The 21,350-nt window shown below is 71.6% G+C and carries 22 protein-coding genes; 10 read left to right on the forward strand and 12 right to left on the reverse strand.

Features of this window, described 5'->3' with window-relative positions; genetic code table 11:
* The first annotated feature begins 41 nt into the window (after window positions 1-41).
* Window positions 42-1,247 (forward strand): sensor histidine kinase, encoded by a 1,206-nt coding sequence (locus ACSYGN_RS34890; protein ID WP_460402831.1) that lies wholly within the window; start codon window positions 42-44, stop codon window positions 1,245-1,247.
* A 60-nt stretch (window positions 1,248-1,307) separates the two neighbouring features.
* On the opposite strand, the gene ACSYGN_RS34895 is transcribed toward ACSYGN_RS34890, so the two are convergent.
* The 5 genes from ACSYGN_RS34895 to ACSYGN_RS34915 all read right to left on the reverse strand — a co-directional run bounded on the left by ACSYGN_RS34895 (window position 1,308) and on the right by ACSYGN_RS34915 (window position 6,114).
* Window positions 1,308-1,478 (reverse strand): hypothetical protein, encoded by a 171-nt coding sequence (locus ACSYGN_RS34895; protein ID WP_460402833.1) that lies wholly within the window; start codon window positions 1,476-1,478, stop codon window positions 1,308-1,310.
* A 105-nt stretch (window positions 1,479-1,583) separates the two neighbouring features.
* Entirely contained in the window at window positions 1,584-2,534 is a 951-nt protein-coding gene (locus ACSYGN_RS34900) for a cytochrome c oxidase assembly protein (RefSeq protein ID WP_460402835.1), read from the reverse strand.
* Window positions 2,535-2,639: 105 nt separating this feature from the next.
* A complete protein-coding gene (locus ACSYGN_RS34905; protein WP_460402837.1) occupies window positions 2,640-3,665 on the reverse strand; it encodes a 6-phosphofructokinase in 1,026 nt (341 codons plus the stop codon).
* Between the two features lie 461 nt (window positions 3,666-4,126).
* Window positions 4,127-4,855 carry a type 1 glutamine amidotransferase gene (locus ACSYGN_RS34910; RefSeq protein WP_460402839.1) on the reverse strand — a complete coding sequence of 243 codons (729 nt, stop codon included), beginning with the start codon at window positions 4,853-4,855 and terminating at the stop codon, window positions 4,127-4,129.
* Window positions 4,856-4,875: 20 nt separating this feature from the next.
* Window positions 4,876-6,114, reverse strand: coding sequence for a MurT ligase domain-containing protein (locus tag ACSYGN_RS34915; protein ID WP_460402841.1), 1,239 nt, complete (start codon window positions 6,112-6,114; stop codon window positions 4,876-4,878).
* 152 nt (window positions 6,115-6,266) lie between these two features.
* Between ACSYGN_RS34915 and def the strand changes: the two genes are divergently transcribed.
* Complete coding sequence (gene def, locus ACSYGN_RS34920; RefSeq protein WP_460402843.1) at window positions 6,267-6,806, forward strand: peptide deformylase; 540 nt, start codon at window positions 6,267-6,269, stop codon at window positions 6,804-6,806.
* Between the two features lie 32 nt (window positions 6,807-6,838).
* Here def and ACSYGN_RS34925 read toward each other — a convergent pair whose 3' ends face one another.
* On the reverse strand, window positions 6,839-7,480 hold the full coding sequence (locus ACSYGN_RS34925; RefSeq protein ID WP_460402845.1) for a TetR family transcriptional regulator: 642 nt from the start codon (window positions 7,478-7,480) through the stop codon (window positions 6,839-6,841).
* A 169-nt stretch (window positions 7,481-7,649) separates the two neighbouring features.
* Here ACSYGN_RS34925 and ACSYGN_RS34930 point away from each other — a divergent pair, with 169 nt between their 5' ends.
* A complete protein-coding gene (locus tag ACSYGN_RS34930; protein WP_460402847.1) occupies window positions 7,650-8,876 on the forward strand; it encodes an acyl-CoA dehydrogenase family protein in 1,227 nt (408 codons plus the stop codon).
* A 286-nt stretch (window positions 8,877-9,162) separates the two neighbouring features.
* A complete protein-coding gene (locus ACSYGN_RS34935; RefSeq protein ID WP_460402849.1) occupies window positions 9,163-9,825 on the forward strand; it encodes a transcriptional regulator in 663 nt (220 codons plus the stop codon).
* 66 nt (window positions 9,826-9,891) lie between these two features.
* Here ACSYGN_RS34935 and ACSYGN_RS34940 read toward each other — a convergent pair whose 3' ends face one another.
* The 4 genes from ACSYGN_RS34940 to ACSYGN_RS34955 form a co-directional block, all read right to left on the reverse strand.
* On the reverse strand, window positions 9,892-10,125 hold the full coding sequence (locus tag ACSYGN_RS34940) for a DUF6213 family protein (protein WP_360957716.1): 234 nt from the start codon (window positions 10,123-10,125) through the stop codon (window positions 9,892-9,894).
* 25 nt (window positions 10,126-10,150) lie between these two features.
* Window positions 10,151-11,536, reverse strand: coding sequence for an NADP-dependent succinic semialdehyde dehydrogenase (locus ACSYGN_RS34945; protein ID WP_460402851.1), 1,386 nt, complete (start codon window positions 11,534-11,536; stop codon window positions 10,151-10,153).
* A gap of 104 nt (window positions 11,537-11,640) precedes the next feature.
* Window positions 11,641-12,129 (reverse strand): NUDIX domain-containing protein, encoded by a 489-nt coding sequence (locus tag ACSYGN_RS34950; RefSeq protein ID WP_460403925.1) that lies wholly within the window; start codon window positions 12,127-12,129, stop codon window positions 11,641-11,643.
* 71 nt (window positions 12,130-12,200) lie between these two features.
* Entirely contained in the window at window positions 12,201-13,739 is a 1,539-nt protein-coding gene (locus ACSYGN_RS34955) for an ATP-dependent DNA ligase (protein ID WP_460402853.1), read from the reverse strand.
* A gap of 133 nt (window positions 13,740-13,872) precedes the next feature.
* Here ACSYGN_RS34955 and ACSYGN_RS34960 point away from each other — a divergent pair, with 133 nt between their 5' ends.
* The 6 genes from ACSYGN_RS34960 to ACSYGN_RS34985 all read left to right on the forward strand — a co-directional run bounded on the left by ACSYGN_RS34960 (window position 13,873) and on the right by ACSYGN_RS34985 (window position 19,292).
* On the forward strand, window positions 13,873-14,448 hold the full coding sequence (locus tag ACSYGN_RS34960; RefSeq protein ID WP_460402855.1) for a helix-turn-helix domain-containing protein: 576 nt from the start codon (window positions 13,873-13,875) through the stop codon (window positions 14,446-14,448).
* 181 nt (window positions 14,449-14,629) lie between these two features.
* A complete protein-coding gene (locus ACSYGN_RS34965; protein WP_460402857.1) occupies window positions 14,630-15,607 on the forward strand; it encodes an NADPH:quinone oxidoreductase family protein in 978 nt (325 codons plus the stop codon).
* Complete coding sequence (locus ACSYGN_RS34970; RefSeq protein WP_460402859.1) at window positions 15,604-16,788, forward strand: acyl-CoA dehydrogenase family protein; 1,185 nt, start codon at window positions 15,604-15,606, stop codon at window positions 16,786-16,788. Before ACSYGN_RS34965 ends, ACSYGN_RS34970 begins: the two co-directional genes overlap by 4 nt.
* Window positions 16,785-17,858: an acyl-CoA dehydrogenase family protein gene (locus ACSYGN_RS34975; protein ID WP_460402861.1), complete on the forward strand. Its 1,074-nt coding sequence runs from the start codon at window positions 16,785-16,787 to the stop codon at window positions 17,856-17,858. Before ACSYGN_RS34970 ends, ACSYGN_RS34975 begins: the two co-directional genes overlap by 4 nt.
* Before the next feature lie 239 nt (window positions 17,859-18,097).
* Window positions 18,098-18,964, forward strand: a complete 867-nt coding sequence (locus tag ACSYGN_RS34980; protein WP_460402863.1) for a phosphatidylinositol-specific phospholipase C/glycerophosphodiester phosphodiesterase family protein — start codon at window positions 18,098-18,100, stop codon at window positions 18,962-18,964.
* A 133-nt stretch (window positions 18,965-19,097) separates the two neighbouring features.
* Window positions 19,098-19,292 carry a hypothetical protein gene (locus ACSYGN_RS34985; protein WP_460402865.1) on the forward strand — a complete coding sequence of 65 codons (195 nt, stop codon included), beginning with the start codon at window positions 19,098-19,100 and terminating at the stop codon, window positions 19,290-19,292.
* Between the two features lie 21 nt (window positions 19,293-19,313).
* Here the strand turns inward: ACSYGN_RS34985 and ACSYGN_RS34990 are convergent, their stop codons facing one another.
* Both ACSYGN_RS34990 and ACSYGN_RS34995 read right to left on the reverse strand, forming a co-directional pair.
* Window positions 19,314-20,513: a phosphodiester glycosidase family protein gene (locus ACSYGN_RS34990; protein ID WP_460403927.1), complete on the reverse strand. Its 1,200-nt coding sequence runs from the start codon at window positions 20,511-20,513 to the stop codon at window positions 19,314-19,316.
* A gap of 216 nt (window positions 20,514-20,729) precedes the next feature.
* A complete protein-coding gene (locus ACSYGN_RS34995; protein ID WP_460402867.1) occupies window positions 20,730-21,329 on the reverse strand; it encodes an N-acetylmuramoyl-L-alanine amidase in 600 nt (199 codons plus the stop codon).
* Between the last annotated feature and the right edge of the window lie 21 nt (window positions 21,330-21,350).

A 21,350-nucleotide genomic window follows, 5' to 3' on the forward strand; every position in this document is an offset into this window, starting at 1 on the left:
GTTCGGGCCCGGACGCAGTTGCGGGCGGAGGTGATGACGACGTGAGCGGGTTTCTGGCGGGGCTGCTCGTGGCCGTGCTGCCGTTGCTCGCCGCCGGGTTCTGGCTGGGGCGGCACACCGCGCGGCCGGAGAGTCTCGGCGGGCTCGGGACACCCGTCGAGCACGCCACCTTCCAGACCCTGCACACCGCCTCCCTCGCCGCGCCCGCGCTGCGGGCCGGGCTCACCGAGGAGACCGCCCGCAAATCGGCCCGCCGGCTGCGCACCCTGCTGGGCACCGACGCGCTGTGCCTGACCGACGACAGGGAGGTCCTGGCCTGGGACGGCGTCGGCGGCCATCACCGCGCCGAGATCATGCAACGGCTCGCCGGACCCCTGGAGAGCGGCCGCGGCGAGGCGTTCCGGCTGCACTGCGACCTCCCGGACTGCCCCGTCCGCTGGGCCGTCGTGGCCCCGCTCACCGTCGACGAGCGGGTGCACGGCGCCCTCGTCGCCTGCGCGCCGCGCGAGTCCGCCGTCCTGGTACGGGCGGCGGGCGAGGTGGCCCGCTGGGTCTCGGTACAGCTGGAACTCGCCGACCTCGACCGCTCCCGCACCCGGCTCATCGAGGCCGAGATCAGGGCGCTGCGCGCGCAGATCTCCCCGCACTTCATCTTCAACTCGCTCGCCGTGATCGCCTCGTTCGTGCGCACCGATCCCGAGCGTGCCCGCGAACTGCTCCTGGAGTTCGCCGACTTCACCCGCTACTCGTTCCGCAGGCACGGCGACTTCACCACCCTCGCCGACGAACTCCACGCCATCGACCACTATCTGGCCCTCGTGCGGGCACGCTTCGGCGACCGCCTCTCCGTCATCCTCCAGATAGCACCCGAGGTGCTCCCCGTCGCGCTGCCGTTCCTGTGTCTCCAGCCGCTCGTCGAGAACGCCGTCAAGCACGGCCTGGAGGGCAAGTCCGACAAGTGCCACATCACCATCACCGCCCAGGACGCCGGTGCCGAGGCCCTCGTCGTGATCGAGGACGACGGTGCGGGCATGGACCCCGAGCTGCTGCGCCGTATCCTCGCGGGCGGCGGCAGCCCCTCCGGCGGCATCGGCCTCTCCAATGTCGACGACCGGTTGCGGCAGGTCTACGGCGACGGCCACGGCCTCGTCATCGAGACCGCGCTCGGGGCCGGGATGAAGATCACCATCAGGCTGCCGAAATACCAGCCCGGGGTGCACTCCGCGGGCCGGATCGCCGGACAGTGAGCCGGTGAGCCGGGCAGTGAGGGGGTCCCGGACCGGTAGTGCTGGCCCCCGGCCCGGCCCTCACAGGGAGCGCATGGCGATCATACCGAGGGTGATCAGACCCAGCACGACCCAGCCGAACCACAGCCAGCCGTTGCTGCCGAGCGCCACCGTGTAGGCCGTCACCACGACGAGTCCGCCGACGGTGAGCACCCCCATGGTCTTTGTGGAACTGTCCGTGGAACCGGGCATCGCGACACCCTCCTCCTGGTCGGTTCCCTTCCATGGTGCCCCGGAACAGAGCCCTTCGTATCGTGCTGTCCCGGCCAGTGACGGCTGAGGACGGCCGGAAACCGCTCAGCGGCCCTGCGCGTTCAGCGACGCCAAGTAGGCGTTGTACGCCTCGAGTTCCTTGTCGCCGTCCCGGTCCGCGGCCCGGTCCTTGCGCTTGGCCTGGCGCTGCTCGGAGCCGTGCCACTGGAACAGCAGCGCGATCAGCACCACCACCGTCGGGATCTCGCTGAACGCCCACGCGATACCGCCGGCCGAGGTCTGGTCGGAGAGCGCGTCGACACCGAGCGAGGCGGCCGGGTGCTGGAACGTCTCGACCATCGGGGTCGTCGCCATCATCAGCGCGATCCCGAAGAACGCGTGGAACGGCATCCCCGCGAACAGCTCCAGCATCCGCATCAGATACCCGGGCCGGTTCGGTCCCGGGTCGACGCCGATGATCGGCCAGAAGAAGACCGTGCCCACCGCGAAGAAGTGCACCATCATCGCGATGTGCCCGGCCCGCGACCCCATCAGGAAGTCGAACAGCGGGGTGAAGTACAGCGCGTACAGGCTCGCGATGAACATCGGGATCGTGAACAGCGGATGCGTGATGAACCGCATGTAGTGGCTGTGCAGCAGCATCAGCAGCAGCTCGCGCGGCCCCTTGCGGCCCCTGGGGGCGACCGGCAGCGCACGCAGCGCCAGGGTCATCGGGGCGCCGAGCAGCACCAGGATCGGCGACAGCATGCTGATGATCATGTGCTGCACCATGTGCACGCTGAACATGACCATCCCGTAGTCGTTCAGCGCGGTGCACATCATCAGCCCGACGGTCAGCACCCCGGTGAAGAAGGACACCGTACGGGCCGCCGACCACGTGTCACCGCGGCGCCGCAGCCGCACCACGCCCCAGCCGTACAGGACGAGTGCCAGCACACAGGCCACCAGGAAGAACGGGTCCGCCGACCACTGGAGCCCGCGCCCCAGCGTGAACGGCGGCAGATCCATGGTCATCCCGTGCCCGCTGTGGTCCATCCACCGGCTCCTGCTCCATGGGGTCGTACGTGTTCGGTCCGCACCAGACTAGAACCGCCCCCGGTCGGCATCGTGACCGGGGGCGGTGCGAGGCTCAGCGGGCCGTCACAGCACCCACTCCGCCTCCTCGTAGCGCTCCATCGGAACGGTCTTCAGTGTCTCCACGGCCTGCGCGAGCGGCACCATCACGATGCGGTTGGCCTGCAGCGCCGTCATCTTGCCGAACTCGCGGCGGTGCACCGCCTGGACGGCGTGCCAGCCGAAGCGGGTGGCGAGCACCCGGTCGTACGCGGTCGGGGTGCCGCCCCGCTGGACATGCCCGAGGATGACCGGCCGTGCCTCCTTGCCCAGGCGCGTCTCCAGCTCGACGGAGAGCTGGCGCGCTATCCCGGCGAAGCGCTCATGGCCGTAGATGTCCGTGCCGCCCTCCTCGAAGGCCATGGTGCCGGGCCGCGGCTTGGCACCCTCGGCGGCGACGACGATGGCGAACCGCTTGCCCGCCTCGAACCGCTCGCCGACCCTGCGGGTCAGCTCCTCGATGTCGAAGGGGCGTTCCGGTACGACGACGGCGTGGGCGCCGGCCGCCATGCCGGAGTGCAGCGCGATCCAGCCGGTGTGGCGGCCCATGACCTCCACGACCAGCACCCGCTGATGCGACTCGGCGGTGGTCTTCAGCCGGTCCAGCGCTTCCGTGGCGACCCCGACGGCGGTGTCGAAGCCGAAGGTCACGTCGGTGACCGCGATGTCGTTGTCGATGGTCTTGGGTACGCCCACGACGGGCAGCCCGCTGTCGGACATCAGCCGGGCCGCCTTGAGCGTGCCCTCGCCGCCGATGGGGATGATCGCGTCCAGTCCGAGTTCCTCGACATGCCCCCGGGCCCGCTCCACACCGTCCCGCAGATGGGAGGGCTGGACCCGGGACGAGCCGAGGACGGTGCCGCCGCGGGCGAGGATGCCGCTGACCGCGTCGAGGTCGAGCTTGAGATAGTCGCACTCCAGGAGGCCCTTCCAGCCGTCCCGGAAGCCGATGACTTCGTCGCCGTGGTCCACGACGGCACGATGTACCACAGACCGGATGACGGCGTTGAGGCCGGGGCAGTCGCCGCCGGAGGTGAGGACACCGATGCGCATAGCCCGAAACACCTTCTCGACGTGGGCCGGGAACCGGACCGCTTCGTCCGGTTCTGTCCCGGCTAGCCTAGCGGCGGGCGGGGGGCCCTCCACACCGGGCGTCCGCCTGTTGGACGCGCCCACTCAGGTGAGCGGACGGACCATCAGACGGGCCCGGGGAGGACGGTGCCGCAGGCTGCCAGAAGGTTCCTGCAGGGGTTCTCGAGCCTGTCCGCGCCCAGGCGGGCAGCGGACGGACGTCACCCCCTCGGGCGCGGCTGAGCAGGCCGGGCGAAGTCCGCTGCGGTCCGGCAGCGCCCGAAGGGGCGCGGGGCCTGTATCGATATGCGGCTCCGCCGCGACGGGGGTACCTCCCTGCTCGAACGAAGTTGAGAGCTTGGGGGAGCGACCAGCCACGATCGAGCCGCAGAAAACAGACGACAGACAGGAACATCGCGGCACTCCCAGCGGAGCGCTCAGGCTCAGGCAGGCTGCTGGGCGGCCGTGATGCGCTCGTTGCGCAGCGCCTCGTACCAGCGGTCGTCGATCGGCGGCAGCGCGTTCACATCGAGTGCCAGCTTCAGCAGCAGGTCGGCGATCAGCGGGTTGCGGGCGAGGACGGGACCGTGCATGTAGGTGCCGAACACGGTCTCGTTGTACGCGCCCTCCGTACCGTCCCCCGTGCCGTTGCCGCGGCCCAGCTTGACCGTGGCGAGGGGGCGGGCCGTGGGGCCGAGCTGGGTGACGCCCTGGTGGTTCTCGAAGCCGGTGAGCTGGGGCAGCCCGAGGCGCGGGTCGATGTCCCCGAGGACGTCGCCGACGCACCGCTCGCCCTCGCCGCGCACCGTCTTGACGTCGAGCAGCCCGAGGCCGGGCTCGCGCTGTCCGAGGTCGTTGATGAACTCGTGGCCGAGGATCTGGTAGCCCGCGCAGACGGAGAACACGATCGCGCCGTTCTCCACGGCCCGGTACAGATGCCCGTCACGGCGCAGCCGCTCCGCCGCGAGCCGCTGCGGCCGGTCCTCGCCGCCGCCGATCAGGTAGATGTCTCCGGACGTCGGGATCGGCTGGTCGCTGCGCACGTCGAGCCGCGCCACGTCCAGACCTCGCTGCCGCGCACGGCGTTCCACGACGAGGGCATTGCCCTGATCGCCGTAGGTGCTGAGCAGATCAGGGTAGATCCACACCAGCCGAAGTTGATTGTCGCTCATCAAGTGATGTTCCTTCGGGGTCAGTTGCCGACGCGACGGCGCAGGTCCTGGAACGCGGTGTAGTTGGCGATGACCTCGATCCGGCCCGGCGGGGCCTGCTGCACCGCCTGGTCGAGGGTGTCGCAGACCTGGAAGTGCTGGTTCGCCACCTCCAGCCGGACCGCGAGGTCCAGCCTGCGGTCGCCGACCACGAAGATCGGGTGGCCGGTCAGACGCGTGTAGTCGACGTCCCAGAGCCAGGAGGTGTCGGTGCCGTCCGCGCCGCGGGCGTTGACCGAGAGGATCACCGGGGTGGGCGGCGGGTCGATCAGGGAGAACGTCTCCAGCCAGCCCGCCGGGTTCTTCGCCAGCAGCAGCCGCAGATCGCGGTCCATGAAGCGGACGACGTCGTAGCGTCCGGCGACGGCCTGCACCTGGTACATCCGCTCCAGGGCGACCTGCGGCGGCACACCGAAGACGGCGGCGACGGCCGCGGAGCTGGCTGCGTTGGCCTTGTTGGCGCGGCCGGGCAGCTGGAGGTGGATCGGCCAGGCCGAGCCGTGCGGATCGAGGACATGGTCGCCGGAGAGCGCCCAGCTCGGCGTGGGGCGGCGGAAGCCGCACTCGCCGCAGAACCAGTCGTCGCCCGGACGCTGCATCACACCGCCGCAGGACGGGCAGGACCAGGCGTCGTCCTTCCACATCTGCCCGGCGGCCACCCAGACCACGCTCGGCGAGGACGAGGCGGCCCACACCACCAGCGGGTCGTCGCAGTTGGCGACGACGACGGCCTTGGTGCCGGCCAGGCCCTCGCGCCAGTTCTCGGCGAGCATGCGGGTCTCGGCGGCCCGGTCGAGCTGGTCGCGCGAGAGGTTGAGCAGCGCGATGCACTTGGGGTCGGTGTCCCGGGCGACTCCGGCGAGGTACTTCTCGTCGACCTCGATGACGGCGAACTTGGCGTCCGAACCGCCCGCCAGGGCCGAGGTGATGCCGGCCGGCATGTTGGCGCCGAGGGCGTTGGACACGACCTGGCCCGCGGCGCGCAGCGCCTCCGCGATCAGCCGGGTGGTGGTGGTCTTGCCGTTGGTGGCGGAGACCAGCACACAGTCCAGGTGCTGGGCGAGCCGTCCGAGGAGATCGGGGTCGAGTTTCAGTGCCACCCGGCCGCCGATCACCGATCCGCTGCCGCGTCCGGCGGCACGCGACGCCGCTGCGACCGCCTTGCCCGCGGTCACTGCCAGCTTGGCCCGCGGCGTGAGCGGGTCCGAGTTGCCTGACATCAGTTCTCGATCCTCCTTGCGTACGCGCCGTGCCTCTGCCTGACGGCAACGTTGGTGGTCAGCCTATCGAGATACATTCGCACGCCCGAAACGCGCAGGGCCGCGACGCCCGTGCGACATGTGCGTGTCATACAGGACCGTACCCTTGCGCCATGCGACACGGCTCGATCCCGGGCGCCCGCGGGCGCGTACGGCCCCTCACCCTGCTCGGCGACGACGCCCTGCGCGCCCCCTGCGAGGACGTCACGGACTTCGGTCCCGACCTCGCGGCCCTTGTGGAGGACCTGTTCGCCACGATGTACGCCTCGGAGGGCGTGGGCCTGGCCGCGAACCAGATCGGTGTCCCGCTCAGGGTGTTCGTGTTCGACTGCCCGGACGACGATGACGTGCGTCACCTCGGCCACCTGGTCAACCCGCGGTTCGTCGAGGCCGACGGCGTGGTCATCAGGGGGCCGGAGGGCTGTCTGTCCCTGCCGGGCCTGGAAGCGGGGACGGAGCGCTACGACCACGCCCTCGTCGAAGGATTCAGGGCGACCGGCGAGCCGGTCACCGTGCACGGCACGGGCTTCTTCGCCCGCTGTCTCCAGCACGAGTGCGACCATCTGGAGGGCCGGGTCTACGCCGACCGTGTCACGGGCTGGCGGCGGCACCGCCTGATGCGCCAGGCGGCGCGCGCCTCCTGGCACCGGTGAGTCCGCGCCACGGGCGCTGAGCTGCGGCTGTGTCAGAATCCCGGGCCGCCGATCCGGTCACCGGCCGCCGCGAGACGGCCCCACAGCAGGTCCGCGAGGCTCCTCACCAGCTCCGCGCGGGAGCAGGGGCGTTCGCCGAGCCACCAGTCACCGGCCGCCTGCATCATGCCGACGATCCCGTGCCCCCACACCCGTGCCACCCGCTCGCTGTCCGGTCCGAGGTCCACCCGCTCCTCGATCACCTGCGCCAGGTCCTCGCCCATCCTGCGCAGCAGGGGCGCGCTGTGTTTGCCGACGTCGAAGCCCTGGTCGTTCTGGGAGCCCTCCGCCGGATGCATCAGGAAGCGGTAGACCTGGGGCCGGGCCTCGATCGCGGACAGGTAGGCGTCGAGGGTGGCCTCCACGCGCTCACGCCGTTCCGCCGGGGCGTCCAGCGCCTCCCTCAGCGAATCGAGGAGTGCGTCCGTGTGCCGCTTGGCGAGCGCGGCGTAGAGCCCGCCCTTGTCGCCGAAGTGCCGGTAGAGGATCGGCTTGGTGATGCCCGCCTCCGCGGCGATGGCGTTCATCGACGCCTGCGGACCCTCGCGCAGCACCACTCTGTCGGCGGCCTCCAGCAGTTCGCGCCGTCGGCGGTCGGCGGACCGCTGTTGCTCGGTCCGCTGCGTGGTGTCCATGTTCTCTCCCCACCCGTGCTGATTCGGTGACGCCTGCGAAAACTAACACTGACCGGGGGTCCCGCATCGAACTGGATGCCGATGCGACGTCAGGAGTTGACTTTTCCTACCGACCGGTAACAGACTCGTGTTACCGCAAGTAACAGGCGCTGCCGCCGCTGGAGGGGACATGGCCGAGTTCACCATGGAGCTCAACGACGAACAGAAGGAGGTCCGGGACTGGCTGCACGGCTTCGCCGCCGATGTCATCCGTCCCGCGGCCGCCGAATGGGACGAGCGTGAGGAGACTCCCTGGCCGGTCATCCAGGAAGCCGCGAAGGTCGGCATCTACTCCCTCGACTTCTACGCCCAGCAGTACTTCGACCCCACCGGCCTCGGCATCCCCATGGCCATGGAGGAGCTGTTCTGGGGCGACGCCGGCATCGCCCTGTCCATCGTCGGCACGGGCCTCGCCGCGGTCGGCGTCCTCGCCAACGGCACCGAGGAGCAGATCGGCACCTGGATCCCGCAGATGTACGGCGACGCCGACGACGTCAAGGTCGCCGCGTTCTGCTCCTCCGAGCCCGACGCCGGCTCCGACGTGGCCGCCATGCGCACCCGTGCCGTCTACGACGAGGCCAAGGACGAGTGGGTGATCAACGGCACCAAGACCTGGGCGACCAACGGCGGCATCGCAGGCGTCCATGTGGTCGTCGCCGTCGTCGACCCGGAGCTCGGCTCCAAAGGCCACGCCTCCTTCATCGTCCCGCCCGGCACCCCGGGCCTGACCCAGGGCCAGAAGTTCAAGAAGCACGGCATCCGCGCCTCGCACACCGCCGAGGTGGTCCTCGACGGCGTCCGCGTGCCCGGCTCCTGCCTGCTCGGCGGCAAGGCGAAGCTGGACGAGCGGCTGGCCCGGGCCCGCGAACGGGCCAAGTCCGGTGGTGACCGCGTGAAGAACGCGGCGATGGCCACCTTCGAGGCGTCCCGTCCGGCCGTCGGCGCCATGGCCGTCGGCACCGCGCGCGCCGCGTACGAGGTCGCCCTCGACTACGCAATGACACGCGAGCAGTTCGGCCGCCCGATCATCGACAACCAGGGCGTCGCCTTCCAGCTCGCCGACATGCGCACCCGGATCGACGCCGCCCGCCTCCTGGTGTGGCGCGCCTCCTGGATGGCCGTCAACGGCAGGCCGTTCACCGCGGCCGAGGGCTCGATGTCCAAGCTGTTCGCCAGCGAGACCGCCAAGGAGGTCACCGCGCAGGCCGTCCAGATCCTCGGCGGCAACGGCTACACCCGCGAGTACCCGGTGGAGCGGATGCACCGCGACTCGGCCATCTACACCATCTTCGAGGGCACCAGCGAGATCCAGCGCCTGGTCATCGCCCGCACCCTGTCGGGGATGCCTATCCGGTAGGGGTGGGCCCGGTGATCGGTGCCGGACCGCTGCGCGGTGTCCGGCGCCGGGCCCTTGCATGCCCTCCGGGCTGGGGGAGCACCGTAGGACGGAGGCAGCAGCGCGCCGGTCCGTCGCCATCCGGCTGCCCCGGGCCTCACTGCGCCGGTCCGTCGCCGTGCGGGTCCCCGGGGCTCGTGCGAGGGTCGGAGCAGGCCCCGTGCACGGCTGGCGAAGGACGCGCCGGGGCCGTACGACACGTCAGTGCGACCCGGGCAGCGACCCGCGCACACCCACGGAGGACCCCATGGCGCGCACGGCCAGGGAACTGCTCGACGGCTTCACGCGCGGCCTCGCCCCCGACCCGCACGCCAACCCCCTCGTCCCGCTGATCGCACGGGGCGAGGCGGACCGCGCGACACTCGCCGCGCTCGGCCTCGAACAGGGCTGGGTGATCCCGGCCGACCGCCGCGCCTTCCTCCACCTGGCCCAGCGTGCCGCCGCCCTGCCGGAAGCCGCCGGGTTCTTCACACTGCTGGCCGAGGGCGAGGCGCTGGCCCTGGACCGGCTCGCGGCCTACGCGGCGGCCTGCGGCGCCGACGAACGGCAGGCCGCCGCTTACGAACCCCGGCCCGGCTGCCAGGCGTACCCCGGCGGTGTCGCCTGGCTCGCCCTCAACGCCGCTCCCGCCGACGCCGTACTCGCCCTGACGGCCAACTTCTCGGCATGGGGCGGCTACTGCGCGACGATCGCCGAAGCGCTGCGCGCCCGCTACGGCTTCCCCGACGAGGCGTGCGCCTTCTTCGACTTCTTCGCCGAGCCCGCCCCGGAACTGGACCGCCGCGCCGAGGCCGCCGTCCGGGAGGGACTGGACACCGGAGTCCTGGACGAACGCCTCGCGACGACGTACGGCCGGCTGCTCCAGAGCTACGAGGCCGGTTTCTGGGCGGCGTTGGCCCAGGGTGCCTGAGCGAGGCCGGGCAGCCCGAGCAGGGCTGCTGCTTGAACCGGGCTGCTGCCTGAACAGGGCTGCGGCTCAGGGCGCCCCGCTGCTGTGCGCGATGCACGCCACGTCGATCCGGTCGGCCAGCTTGGCGAGCTCGATGGTGAGCGCGGCCACCGTGTCCTCGTCGAGCCCCCGCTCGCCGTCCTCCACCAGCCGCAGCCAGCGTCCGCCGACCGTGCGGAGCAGCTTGCTCACATCGGCGGCGGCCACCCGCAGGGCACCGCGGTCGTCGACGATCAGAGGCAGAGTCACTTCGCGGTTCACGAAGGGGATCGTAGCCGCGCAACCCCTACGCACCGTGCCAAACCGTCGTGATGTTGCAGAACTCGCGGATTCCGTGCCCGGACAGCTCACGCCCGTACCCGGACCGCTTGACCCCGCCGAACGGGAACGCCGGATGCGACGCGGTCATCCCGTTGACGAACACCCCGCCCGCCTCCAGGTCGCGTACGAACCGGTCCACTTCGGCCTCGTCCCGGGTCCAGACGTTCGAACTCAGCCCGAACGGCGAGTCGTTGGCGATCAGCACCGCCTCGTCGAGATCGCCCGCCCGGTACAGCGTGGCCACCGGACCGAACGCCTCCTCGCGGTGGATGCGCATCTCGCGGGTGATGCCGGCGAGGACAGTCGGCGGATAGAACCAGCCCTGTCCGTCCGGCCGTTCACCGCCGCACAGCACCTTCGCGCCGCTGCGCCTCGCGTCGTCGACCAGCTCCTCCAGATCGGCCCGCCCCTGCTCGGTGGAGAGCGGCCCGACCTCGGTGTCCTCGGCCATCGGGTCACCGGTCCTCAGCTCCCGCATCCTCGCGGTGAACCGCTCGGCGAAGGCGTCGTAGACGTCGGTGTGCACGATGAACCGCTTGGCGGCGATGCACGACTGACCGTTGTTCTGCACCCGCGCGGTCACCGCGGTCGCGGCGGCCCGGTCGAGATCGGCGGACGGCATCACGACGAACGGGTCGCTGCCGCCCAGTTCCAGCACCGTCTTCTTGACCATCGCCCCGGCGGTGGCCGCCACCGCACGGCCTGCGGGCTCGCTGCCCGTCAGGGTCGCCGCCCTGACACGCTCGTCGCGCAGAATGCCGTCGACGGCGCCCGCATCGATCAGCAGCGTCTGGAAACAGCCCTCCGTGAAGCCCGCGCGGTGGAACAGGTCCTCCAGATACAGCGCGGTCTGCGGGACGTTGGACGCGTGCTTGAGCAGACCGACATTGCCCGCCATCAGCGCCGGGGCGGCGAAACGGATCACCTGCCACAGCGGGAAGTTCCACGGCATCACCGCGAGCACCGGGCCGAGCGGCCGGTAGCGCACCCGGACCCTGGAGGCGCCCGAGTCCCGCACATCGGACTCGGCGGGCTCCTCGTCGGCCAGCAGTTCCTCGGAGTGGGCGGCGTACCAGCGCATCGCCTTCGCGCACTTCGCCGCCTCCGCCCGGGCCTGCTTCACGGGCTTGCCCATTTCGGTGGTCATGGTCCGCCCGATGTCCTCCCCGTCCTCGTCCAGCAGGTCGGCGGCCCTGCCGAGGAGACGTGCGCGCTCGGCGAATGACGACGTCCGGTATGTACGGAACGTGGCCTCGGCGAGCTGGAGCCTGCGCTCGATCTCCTCCTCGCCCATGGGCTCGTACGTCTTCAGCGTCTCGCCGTTCGCCGGGTTCACCGTTGCGATGGGCATGACCGACCTCCCTGAGAGCGGACCTGATCCGACCTTCCCGCGCGGACGTGACGACCGCAACGGCACGAACCGTCCCACTGGGCTGTGTCTCGGCTTCGTCTCGGCTATGTCTGCTTCCCCATGTGTTCCGCCAGGCGGTCCAGAAACGCGGTCTGGGCCTTCACGATCACCTCACGGGCGTCGTCGAGACCGAACCACGCCACCCGGTCCAGCTCGGGGAACTCCTGGATCCGCCCCGATCGCGGCGGCCACTCCATGCTGAAGGTGCCGGGCACGGCCGACGCGGGGTCCAGGTCCGCCTCGACCGCCCACACCGTGACGACCTTGCCGCCCGTCTGCCTGACCTCGCCCAGCGGTACGGCGTCCCCGTCGGGCGGCGGCAGGCCGAGTTCCTCGCGGAACTCACGGCGGGCGGCGTCCCAGGCGGTCTCACCGTGCTCGTACTCGCCCTTCGGGACGCTCCACGCCCCGGCGTCCTTCTTCGCGAAGTAGGGGCCGCCCATATGGCCGAGGAGGACCTCGGGGCCGGTGTGTCCGTCGCCGGTCTGTCCATCGCGGGTGCGTCCGTCGCGTGTGCGCCGGAACAGGAGCAGCCCGGCGCTGCGCTTGTGCGGCTCCCGGGGCGGGGTCGGGCCGGACGCGGCACCCGGCTGTTCCGGTTCCGTCACGGCCGTACCTCCGGGTGCGCGGCCAGCAGGGTCTGCACGGTGTCCGCCTCCTCGGGGCGTTTGTCCTCGCGGTAGCGGACCACACGCGCGAAGCGCAGCGTGACGCCCGCCGGATAGCGCGTGGAGCGCTGGAGACCGTCGTAGGCGATCTCCACGACGAGTTCGGGCCGTACGGTGACCACATGGCCGTCGTCCTCGACGGCCAGCGCCAGCAGCCGCTCGGTCTGCCAGGCCAGTGTCGCGTCGGTCAGCCCCTTGAAGGTCTTGCCGAGCATCGCGAAGGAGCCGTCCGGTCCGCGCGCGCCGAGGTGCAGGTTGGAGAGCCTGCCGGTGCGGCGGCCGTGGCCCCATTCGGCGGCCAGGACGACCAGGTCGAGGGTGTGCACGGGTTTGACCTTCAGCCAGGAGGCGCCGCGCCGGCCCGCGCTGTAGGCCGCGTCGAGCGCCTTGACCACGACGCCCTCGTGCCCTCGCTCCAGTGTCTCGGCGAGGAACGCCTCCGCCGCCGCGATGTCCTGCGGCCCCGCCACCAGCGCCCGACGCACCCGCATCGGCTCGGGCACCAGCAGGGCCAGCCGCGCGTGCCGCTCGGTCAGCGGCAGGTCGAGCAGATCGCGGTCGCCGACGGACAGGGCGTCGAAGAACACCGGGGCGACCGGGACCGCCTCGGCGGCCGTCGCCACGTCCACCCGGGAGCCGACCCGCGCCGCCGTCTCCTGGAAGGACCGGGGCCGCCCGTCCGGCCCGAAGGACAGCACCTCGCCGTCCAGCACGAACCGCTCACCCGGCAACTCCAGCGCGACGGAGGTCAGTTCGGGCAGCCGGCCGGTGATGTCGTCGAGTGTGCGGGTGTAGACGCGGACCGTGTCGCCGTCCCGGTGCAGTTGGACGCGGATGCCGTCCAGCTTCTCCTCGACCGCGCACGCGCCCAGTTTCTCCACCGCCTCGGCCACCGAGGAGGCGGTGTGCGCCAGCATCGGCAGGACCGGGCGGCCCACGGTCAGCCGGAAACGGGCCAGCGTCGCGGGGCCCTCCGCCAGCAGGGCCTGCGCCACCGGCGCCGGCGACCCGGCCAGCATCACCGCCCGCCGTACGTCCGCGGACGGCGCTCCGGTGGCCTCGGCCAGGCCCTCCACGGCGACCGCGTCCAGCGCGCCCTGCCGCACCTCGCCGGTGATCAGCCCGAACAGGAACCGCTGCTCCCCTTCGGTGGCGGCGCCCATCAACTCACCGACCAGCCGGGCCCGTTCTGCTTGCGAACCGGGTCCGGAGACCTTGCCGAGCGCGGTGAGCCGGGCGTCCGTCTCGCGCACGGTCAGGGTCGCGTCGGCCGCGGGCGCGACGCGCCGGGCGAGCACCTTCCAGCCGATGCCGAGCCGTCCCTGCGGCAGCCGTCCGGCCAGATAGGGGATGACGATCGGCACGTCGTCCGGCTCCGCGTCCCGGAACAGCTCCGCGAGCAGGGCGGTCTTGCGGGACCGCGCCGAGGTGGCGGCGACCTCCTGGGAGACGCGGGCGAGCCGGGCCAGCAGCATGCAGCCATGGTGCAACGGCGGCGGCCGGAGCACACCCGCGCGGGGGCGTGCGGGTCCGGTCCGGTGGTCGGGGTGCCGGTCGCCCAGGTGCTGCCGGATTGACAAATGGGTTTGCCGATCCTGCAATACGAGGATGAGTACCACCGAAGATGTCCTCGCCGACGTGGGTCCCCGGCTGCGCCGTATCCGCAAGGAGCGTGAGGTGACCCTGGCCGCGCTGTCTGAGGCGACCGGTATCTCCGTCAGCACCCTCTCGCGCCTGGAGTCCGGGCTGCGCAGGCCCAGCCTGGAGCTGCTGCTGCCGATCGCCCAGGCCCATCAGGTGCCGCTCGACGAACTGGTCGGCGCGCCCCCGGTCGGCGACCCGCGGGTGCGGGCCAAGCCGGTCGTGCGGCACGGGCGCACCTATGTGCCGCTGACCCGGCAGCCCGGCGGCCTCCAAGCGTTCAAGATCCTTGTACCGCGCGGCCAGACCGACCCCGACCCGCGTGCCCACGAGGGCTACGAATGGCTGTACGTCCTCGCCGGGCGGCTGCGGCTGGTCCTCGGCGAGCACGACGTGGTGCTGATGCCGGGGGAGGCGGCCGAGTTCGACACCCGGGTGCCGCACTGGTTCGGGTCGACGGGGGAGGGGCCGGTGGAGTTCCTGAGCCTGTTCGGGCCGCAGGGGGAGCGGATGCATGTACGGGCGCGGCCCAGCCGGTCATAACCTCCGACGGGCCGCTCATGACCTCCGCCGGGCCGCTCATGACCTCCGACCGGCCGCGGGACCGTCGCCCGCTGCCCAGGACCCGGTGGACTCTTCCCCGGTAGGCTGTTCCCTGCTAGCAAGCGACCGCTTAGTATGCGAGGGAACCCGGTCAGACGAAGCAGTCCCGTGGAGGCACCGCATGCAGGCATGGCAAGTGCACGAGAACGGTGAGCCGAGCGAGGTGATGCGGCTTGAGGCCACGCCGGTGCCCACGCCCGGCGACGGCCAGGTCCTGCTGAAGGTGCGCGCCGCGAACATCAACTTCCCCGATGTGCTGATGTGCCGCGGCCAGTACCAGGTGCGCCCGCCGCTGCCCTTCACCCCGGGCGTGGAGATCTGCGGCGAGACCGAGGACGGCCGCCGTGTCATCGCCACCCCGGCCCTGCCGTACGGCGGTCTCGCCGAGTACGCCGTCGCGGACGCCGCCGCCCTGCTGTCCGCGCCCGACGCACTGGACGACGCCGAGGCTGCCGCCCTTCACATCGGCTACCAGACGGGCTGGTTCGGCCTGCACCGCCGGGCCGGGCTGGAGGCCGGCGAGACCCTCCTCGTTCACGCCGCCGCGGGCGGGGTCGGCAGCGCCGCCGTGCAGCTCGGCAAGGAGGCCGGAGCCAATGTCATCGGCGTGGTCGGCGGCGCCGACAAGGCGGCCGCGGCCCGGGAACTGGGCTGCGACGTGGTGATCGACCGGCGCACCGAGGACGTCGTCGCCGCCGTGAAGCAGGCCACCGGCGGCCGGGGCGCCGACGTGGTCTACGACCCGGTCGGCGGCGAGGCCTACACCCAGTCCGCCAAGGCCGTCGCGTTCGAGGGCCGCATCGTGGTCGTCGGCTTCGCCAGTGGCACCATCCCCGCGCCCGCCCTCAACCACGCCCTGGTGAAGAACTACTCGATCCTCGGTCTGCACTGGGGCCTCTACAACACCAAGAATCCCAAGCTGGTCCAGCACTGCCACGAACAGCTCACCGACCTGGCCGCCCGAGGTGTGATCAAGCCGCTGGTCAGCGAGCGCGTGCCGCTGGCCGGGGCCGCGGCGGCCGTGCAGCGCGTCGCCGACGGTGCCAGCACCGGCCGGATCGCCGTCCTGCCCGCCGCGGAGAACGGAGCCGCAGCATGACCGACGCCCCCGAACTGCGCCGCCGCACCGCCGAGCTGCTGGCCGCCCATCCGCCCGCCACGACCGGCCGCCTCGACTTCCTCAGGGCACGCTTCGACGCCGGACTCGCCTGGGTGCACTACCCGGAGGGCCTCGGAGGCCTCGGCGCCCCCCGCTCCCTCCAGGCCGTCGTGGACGCCGAACTGGCCGCCGCCGGCGCCCCCGACAACGACCCGCGCCGCATCGGCATCGGCCTCGGCATGGCCGCGCCGACCCTTCTGCGCTACGGCACCGAGGAACAGAAGCGCCGCTTTCTGCGGCCCCTGTGGACCGGTGAGGAGGTCTGGTGCCAGCTCTTCAGCGAGCCCGGCGCCGGATCCGACCTGGCCGCCCTCGGCACCCGAGCCGTCCGCGACGACGCGGGGGACTGGGCGGTCGACGGACAGAAGGTGTGGACCTCCAGCGCCCACGTCGCCCGCTGGGCCATCCTCATCGCCCGCACCGACCCGGACGTCCCCAAGCACGCCGGCATCACCTACTTCGTCTGCGACATGACCGACCCCGGCGTCGAGGTCCGGCCGCTGCGCCAGATCACCGGCGAGGCCGAGTTCAACGAGGTGTTCCTCACCGGCGTCCGCATCCCCGACGACCGCCGCCTCGGCGATGTCGGCGACGGCTGGCGGGTCGCCCAGACCACCCTCATGAACGAACGCGTATCCATCGGCGGTATGCGGCTGCCCCGCGAGGGCGGCATGATCGGCCCGGTCACGAAGACCTGGCGCGAACGCCCCGAACTGCGCACCCACGACCTCCACCAGCGCCTCCTGCGGCTGTGGGCCGAGTCCGAGGTCGCCCGCCTCTCTGCCGAACGGCTGCGCCAGCAGCTCGCCGCGGGCCAGCCCGGCCACGAGGGCTCCGCCATGAAACTCGGCTTCGCCCGCCTCAACCAGGAGATCAGCGGCCTGGAGGTCGAACTCCTCGGCGCCGAGGGCCTCCTGTACGACGACTGGACCATGCGCCGCCCGGAACTCGTGGACTTCACCGGCCGCGACGCCGGATACCGCTACCTCCGCTCCAAGGGCAACAGCATCGAGGGCGGCACCAGCGAGATCCTGCTGAACATCGTCGCCGAGCGGGTCCTCGGTCTGCCCGCCGAGCCGCGCACGGACAAGGACGTCGCCTGGAAGGACCTCGCCCGATGACGGATCTGCTGTACTCCGAGGAGGAAGAGGCGCTGCGCGCCGCCGTCCGTGACCTCCTCACGGACCACTGCGACCCGCACGATGTCATCGCCCGCACCGAGTCGGACACCCCGTACGACCCCGCCCTCTGGAAGGCCCTCACCGAGGGCATGGGCCTCGCCGGACTCCTGGTGCCCGAGGACAAGGGCGGCCAGGGCGCCACACACCGGGAAGCCGCCGTCGTCCTGGAGGAACTGGGCCGGGCCGTCGCGCCGGTGCCCTATCTGACCAGTGCCGTCGTGGCCACCGAGGCCCTGCTGGCCTGCGGTGGCGACGAACTGCTCGGCGCTCTCGCCTCCGGCCGCACCATCGGCGCGCTCGCCGTCGGACTCCACCTCGCCCCGGGTGCTCCCTTCCCCGCTGTACGGGTCGAGGACGGGCGCCTGCACGGCGAACTGTCCGGCATCGCGGACGCGGCTGCCGCCGACGTCCTGCTGGTGCCCGCCACGGACGGCGCGCTGTACGCCGTCGACAGAGCCGACGCCGATGTGACCCCACAGGTCTCCCTCGACCTGACCCGGCCCCTGGCCCGCGTGGTCCTCGACTCGGCCCCGGGCCGCCGCCTCGGCGCCGCCGGACCCGCCGTACGGCAGGCCCTGCGCGCCGCTGCCGGCCTGCTCGCCTCCGAGCAACTCGGCCTCGCCGACCGGTCGCTGACCGAGACCGTCCGGTATCTGAAGGAGCGCAAGCAGTTCAACCGTCCCGTCGGAGGCTTCCAGGCGCTCAAGCACCGGCTCGCCCAGCTCTGGCTCGAGGTCGTCAACCTCCGCGCAGCCGCCCGGGCCGCAGCCGACGCGCTGGCCACCGGCCAGGACACCGACGTGACCGTCGCCGTGGCCCAGGCGTACGCGGCCCCCGTCGCCGTGCACGCCGCCGAGGAGGCCCTGCAACTCCACGGCGGCATCGGCATGACCTGGGAACACCCCGCCCATCTGTATCTCAAGCGCGCCAAGGCCGACTCGATCGCCTACGGCACGGCAGGCGCCCACCGCACGGCGCTGGCCGCCCTGGTCGACCTCCAGGCACCCTGACCCGGCCGGCCGAGCTCTCCCGCGGAAGCCCGCCCCACCGGGGGCGGGCTTCCGCACGCCCATGCCCCTCGCACCCCTCGTCCTCCTTGGCTGTTTCGCACCGTCGTAGGGTCCAGGACGTGCTCCGATGAAGTGAACAAGGAACGGCAGTCCGGCCAACTCCCCTCTCACTCGGACTACTTGGGCCCGCATCGTACGCATACTCCCTTCGGTCCCCACGGCCTACAGGGAGGCAGAGCATGGCCCTCACCACCCGTCGCAGAGCCCTCACCGCCTTCGGCGCCGCCCTCTCGGGCACGGTCTTCCTGCCCGCGGTACGCGCCTCCGCGGGCGTCATGCACCACGGCAGGAAACCGCTCTGGCGCGCCCACGCCCACAACGACTACGAGCACCCCCGTCCTCTCCTCGACGCCCTCGACCACCGCTTCGGCAGCGTCGAGGCCGACATCTTCCTCGTCGGCGATCAGCTCCTCATCGGGCACGACGTGAGTGAGCTGGACCCGTCCCGCACCCTCGAGTCGCTCTATCTCGACCCGCTGGCCGCCCGGGTCGAGGCCAACCACGGCTCCGTCTACCGCGGTCGGCACCGGCCCCTGCAACTCCTGATCGACATCAAGACCGAGGGGTCCTCGACGTATCTCGAACTCGACCGTCATCTCGCCCGCTACCCGCACCTGTTCACCTCCCTCTCCCACGGCCGGGTGCACCCCGGTCCCGTCACCGCCGTCATCTCCGGCGACCGCGCCGCCCGTGCCCCAATGGAGGCCCAGACCTTCCGCCGTGCCTTCTACGACGGGCGCCTCGCCGACCTCGGCACCGCGGCACCCGCCTCCTTCGTCCCGCTGATCTCCGACAACTGGACGCTCGCCTTCAGCTGGCTGGGCGAGGGCGCCTTCCCCGACGCCGAACGGCAGAAGCTGCACGGCATCATCCGCACCGCCCACGCCCACAGCCAGAAGGTCCGCTTCTGGGCCACCCCGGACATCCCGGGTCCTGCCCGGGACGCCCTGTGGAGCGAACTGCTCGCCGCCGGACTCGACTACTTCAACACCGACGACCTCGACGGCCTGGAGGCCTTCCTCGACTTCCACCACGCCGCCGGATAGCACCCGCCAGGTCCGGCCGACGAGGACACCACTCGTTCGGCGGACACGTCAGCTGCCCGGACGAACCCTCCGCTACGCCACACTTGCGGCCGAACGCCGCGAAGCGGACGTGGCGTGGCGGAGGAGGTTCGCGATGGCGATTTCGATCTCTCTGGTGCTCCTGCTGCTGCTCCTGGCGGTGATCTTTCTGCGCAACGGCGGGCTGAAGCCCTCCCACGCCCTGGTCTGCATGCTGCTCGGCTTTCTCCTGGCCGGATCCAGCATGGCGCCGACCATCGGCCAGGGACTCACCACGACTGCCGACCTGGTGAGCAGCCTGCGGCCGTGAGCCCCGCCGGTCCGGCCGCCGTCAGCGCGCGGAGAACACCCCGATCCCGTTGGGCACCGGCCGCTGCGCGCCGCCCGACGGATGGTTGCGCACCGACACGGCCGCTGCCCCCGGCTCCCGGGCGACCAGCGTCGACGACCCGCCGCCGTCCAGGCTGAAGCCGTCGGCCGAGCCCAGCGACTTCAGGGCGGCGGCGACCTCGGCGACGGTCAGACCGGCGCGGTACTCCGGCCGACCGTCCAGCGCGAGCAGCAGCAGCCGTCGTCCGCCGTTCGCGATGCCCACCGCCGTGCGCACCGCCGAGGAGACACCGTCGAGGCCGGGCAACGGCTTCCCGTGCCTGAGAACCGGGTAGCCGCCGATGGCGAAGCGGTACGCGATCCTGGACGCCGATGCCACCAGACGGTGCCGTACCGTCACATGCTCGCCGGTGGACAGCTTCCGCAGCCACTGCGCCCCCGCCTCACGCCCCACCAGGACCGTGGTGCCGGATGCGATGGCGCCGCTGCCCGGGGTGTCCGACGCCGACACCACGCGGTCCCGGCGGACCGTCACCTCGTAGGTGTCGGTGCTGCAGGGCGCCGCCCGGTTCGTGTCCGTGCCGCAGGTGGCGCGAACCCGGGAGACTCTGCCCCAGCGCGAGGTGAACGCTCCGACCGAACCGACCGGCAGGGCGAACTGGTTGAGCCCGCCCAGGCGCAGCCGGCCCCCCGGAGCACTGATCCAGCCCTCCAGCGACAGGCTGTCCAGCCGGCCCCGGCGGTCCGTGCCGACGCCGAGCACGTCCTCGGTGCCGGTGCCCGGCGGCAGCGCGGGACCGAAGCGCTGGCCGTCCGGAACTGCCGCCTTGAGCACCCGCCCGCCCGCGATCGCTGGGCCGTCGCTCGCGCCCGTGGCCTCCACACCGGGATGCTGGGTCTCGGTGATGTCGAAGAAGTCACCGTTGATCCCCGCGACGGCGCCCGCCGAGTCGGCCAGCGCGGAGACGGTGGCGCGGGCGGCCACCGCTCCGGGGTGGAGCAGATCGAGCCGCACATGCCGGTTGCGCAGGTCCACGCTCAGCACATGGGCGTGTGCCGTGCCCTTGGCCGCCGGGATGTCGAACTGCTCGTACGTCACCCCCGGCGCGATCTCGGTGCCCGCCGTGACGGCTCCGGCCGGTGCCGCCCCAGTCAGGGCCGCGCCGGTCACCACACCGAACACCGTGAGGACCGCCAGCATCGTTCTGCCTGCCGCAGAGCACTTCTGATGACGCGTCACAGAATCTCCCTGAGATTTCGTCAACTGTCACAGGACTCAGGGGAAGTGCACCAGGGTGCGGTTGCGTGCAGGGAAGACAGTGCGCCAATCACGCGCCAACGGCTCAGGAATCGCACTCCTTCGGGTGCTTCGGAGAACGTCTGACGGATTGCCGCCCCGTCCGATGCCGGCGCCCGCTCAGGCGAAGTTGACCAGCCTTATATAGCGCACCCAGTCCCAGTTGGGACCCGGATCCGTGTGGTCGGTGCCCGGCACCTCGTAGTGGCCGAGGATGTGCGCCCGGTCCTTCGGGATGCCGTAGGTGTCGCAGATCGTGGCGGTGAGCAGTGCGGACTGCTCGTACAACGCGTCGGTGAAATAGGAGGGCTGATCGACCCAGCCCTCGTGCTCGATGCCGATGCTGCGCGTGTTGTAGTCCCAGTTCCCGGCGTGCCAGGCCACGTCGTTCTCACGGACGCACTGGGCGACATGTCCGTCGGCCGACCGCACCAGGTAGTGGGCGGAGACCTGCTTCTGCGGGTTCTGGAAGATCGACAGAGTGCTCGAATAGGTCTCCTGGGTGACGTGGATGATCACATAGTCGAGGGGATAGGAGCCGGGACGGCTGGATTCGGTGTAGTTGGACGTGCTCGCCGGCTGCCACTCGGCGAGCGGATAGTCGACGGCCTGGGACTGCGCGTCGGCCCGCGCGTCCGGAAGCAGCGCGTACGGGACGGCGGCGAGGGCGGCCGCCTTCAGGAGCCGTCGCCTGCTCGGCAACGGGCGTGGCCTGTCCATTGTCGATCGATGACCTTTCTG

The sequence above is a fragment of the Streptomyces sp. YIM S03343 genome (assembly GCF_054729195.1).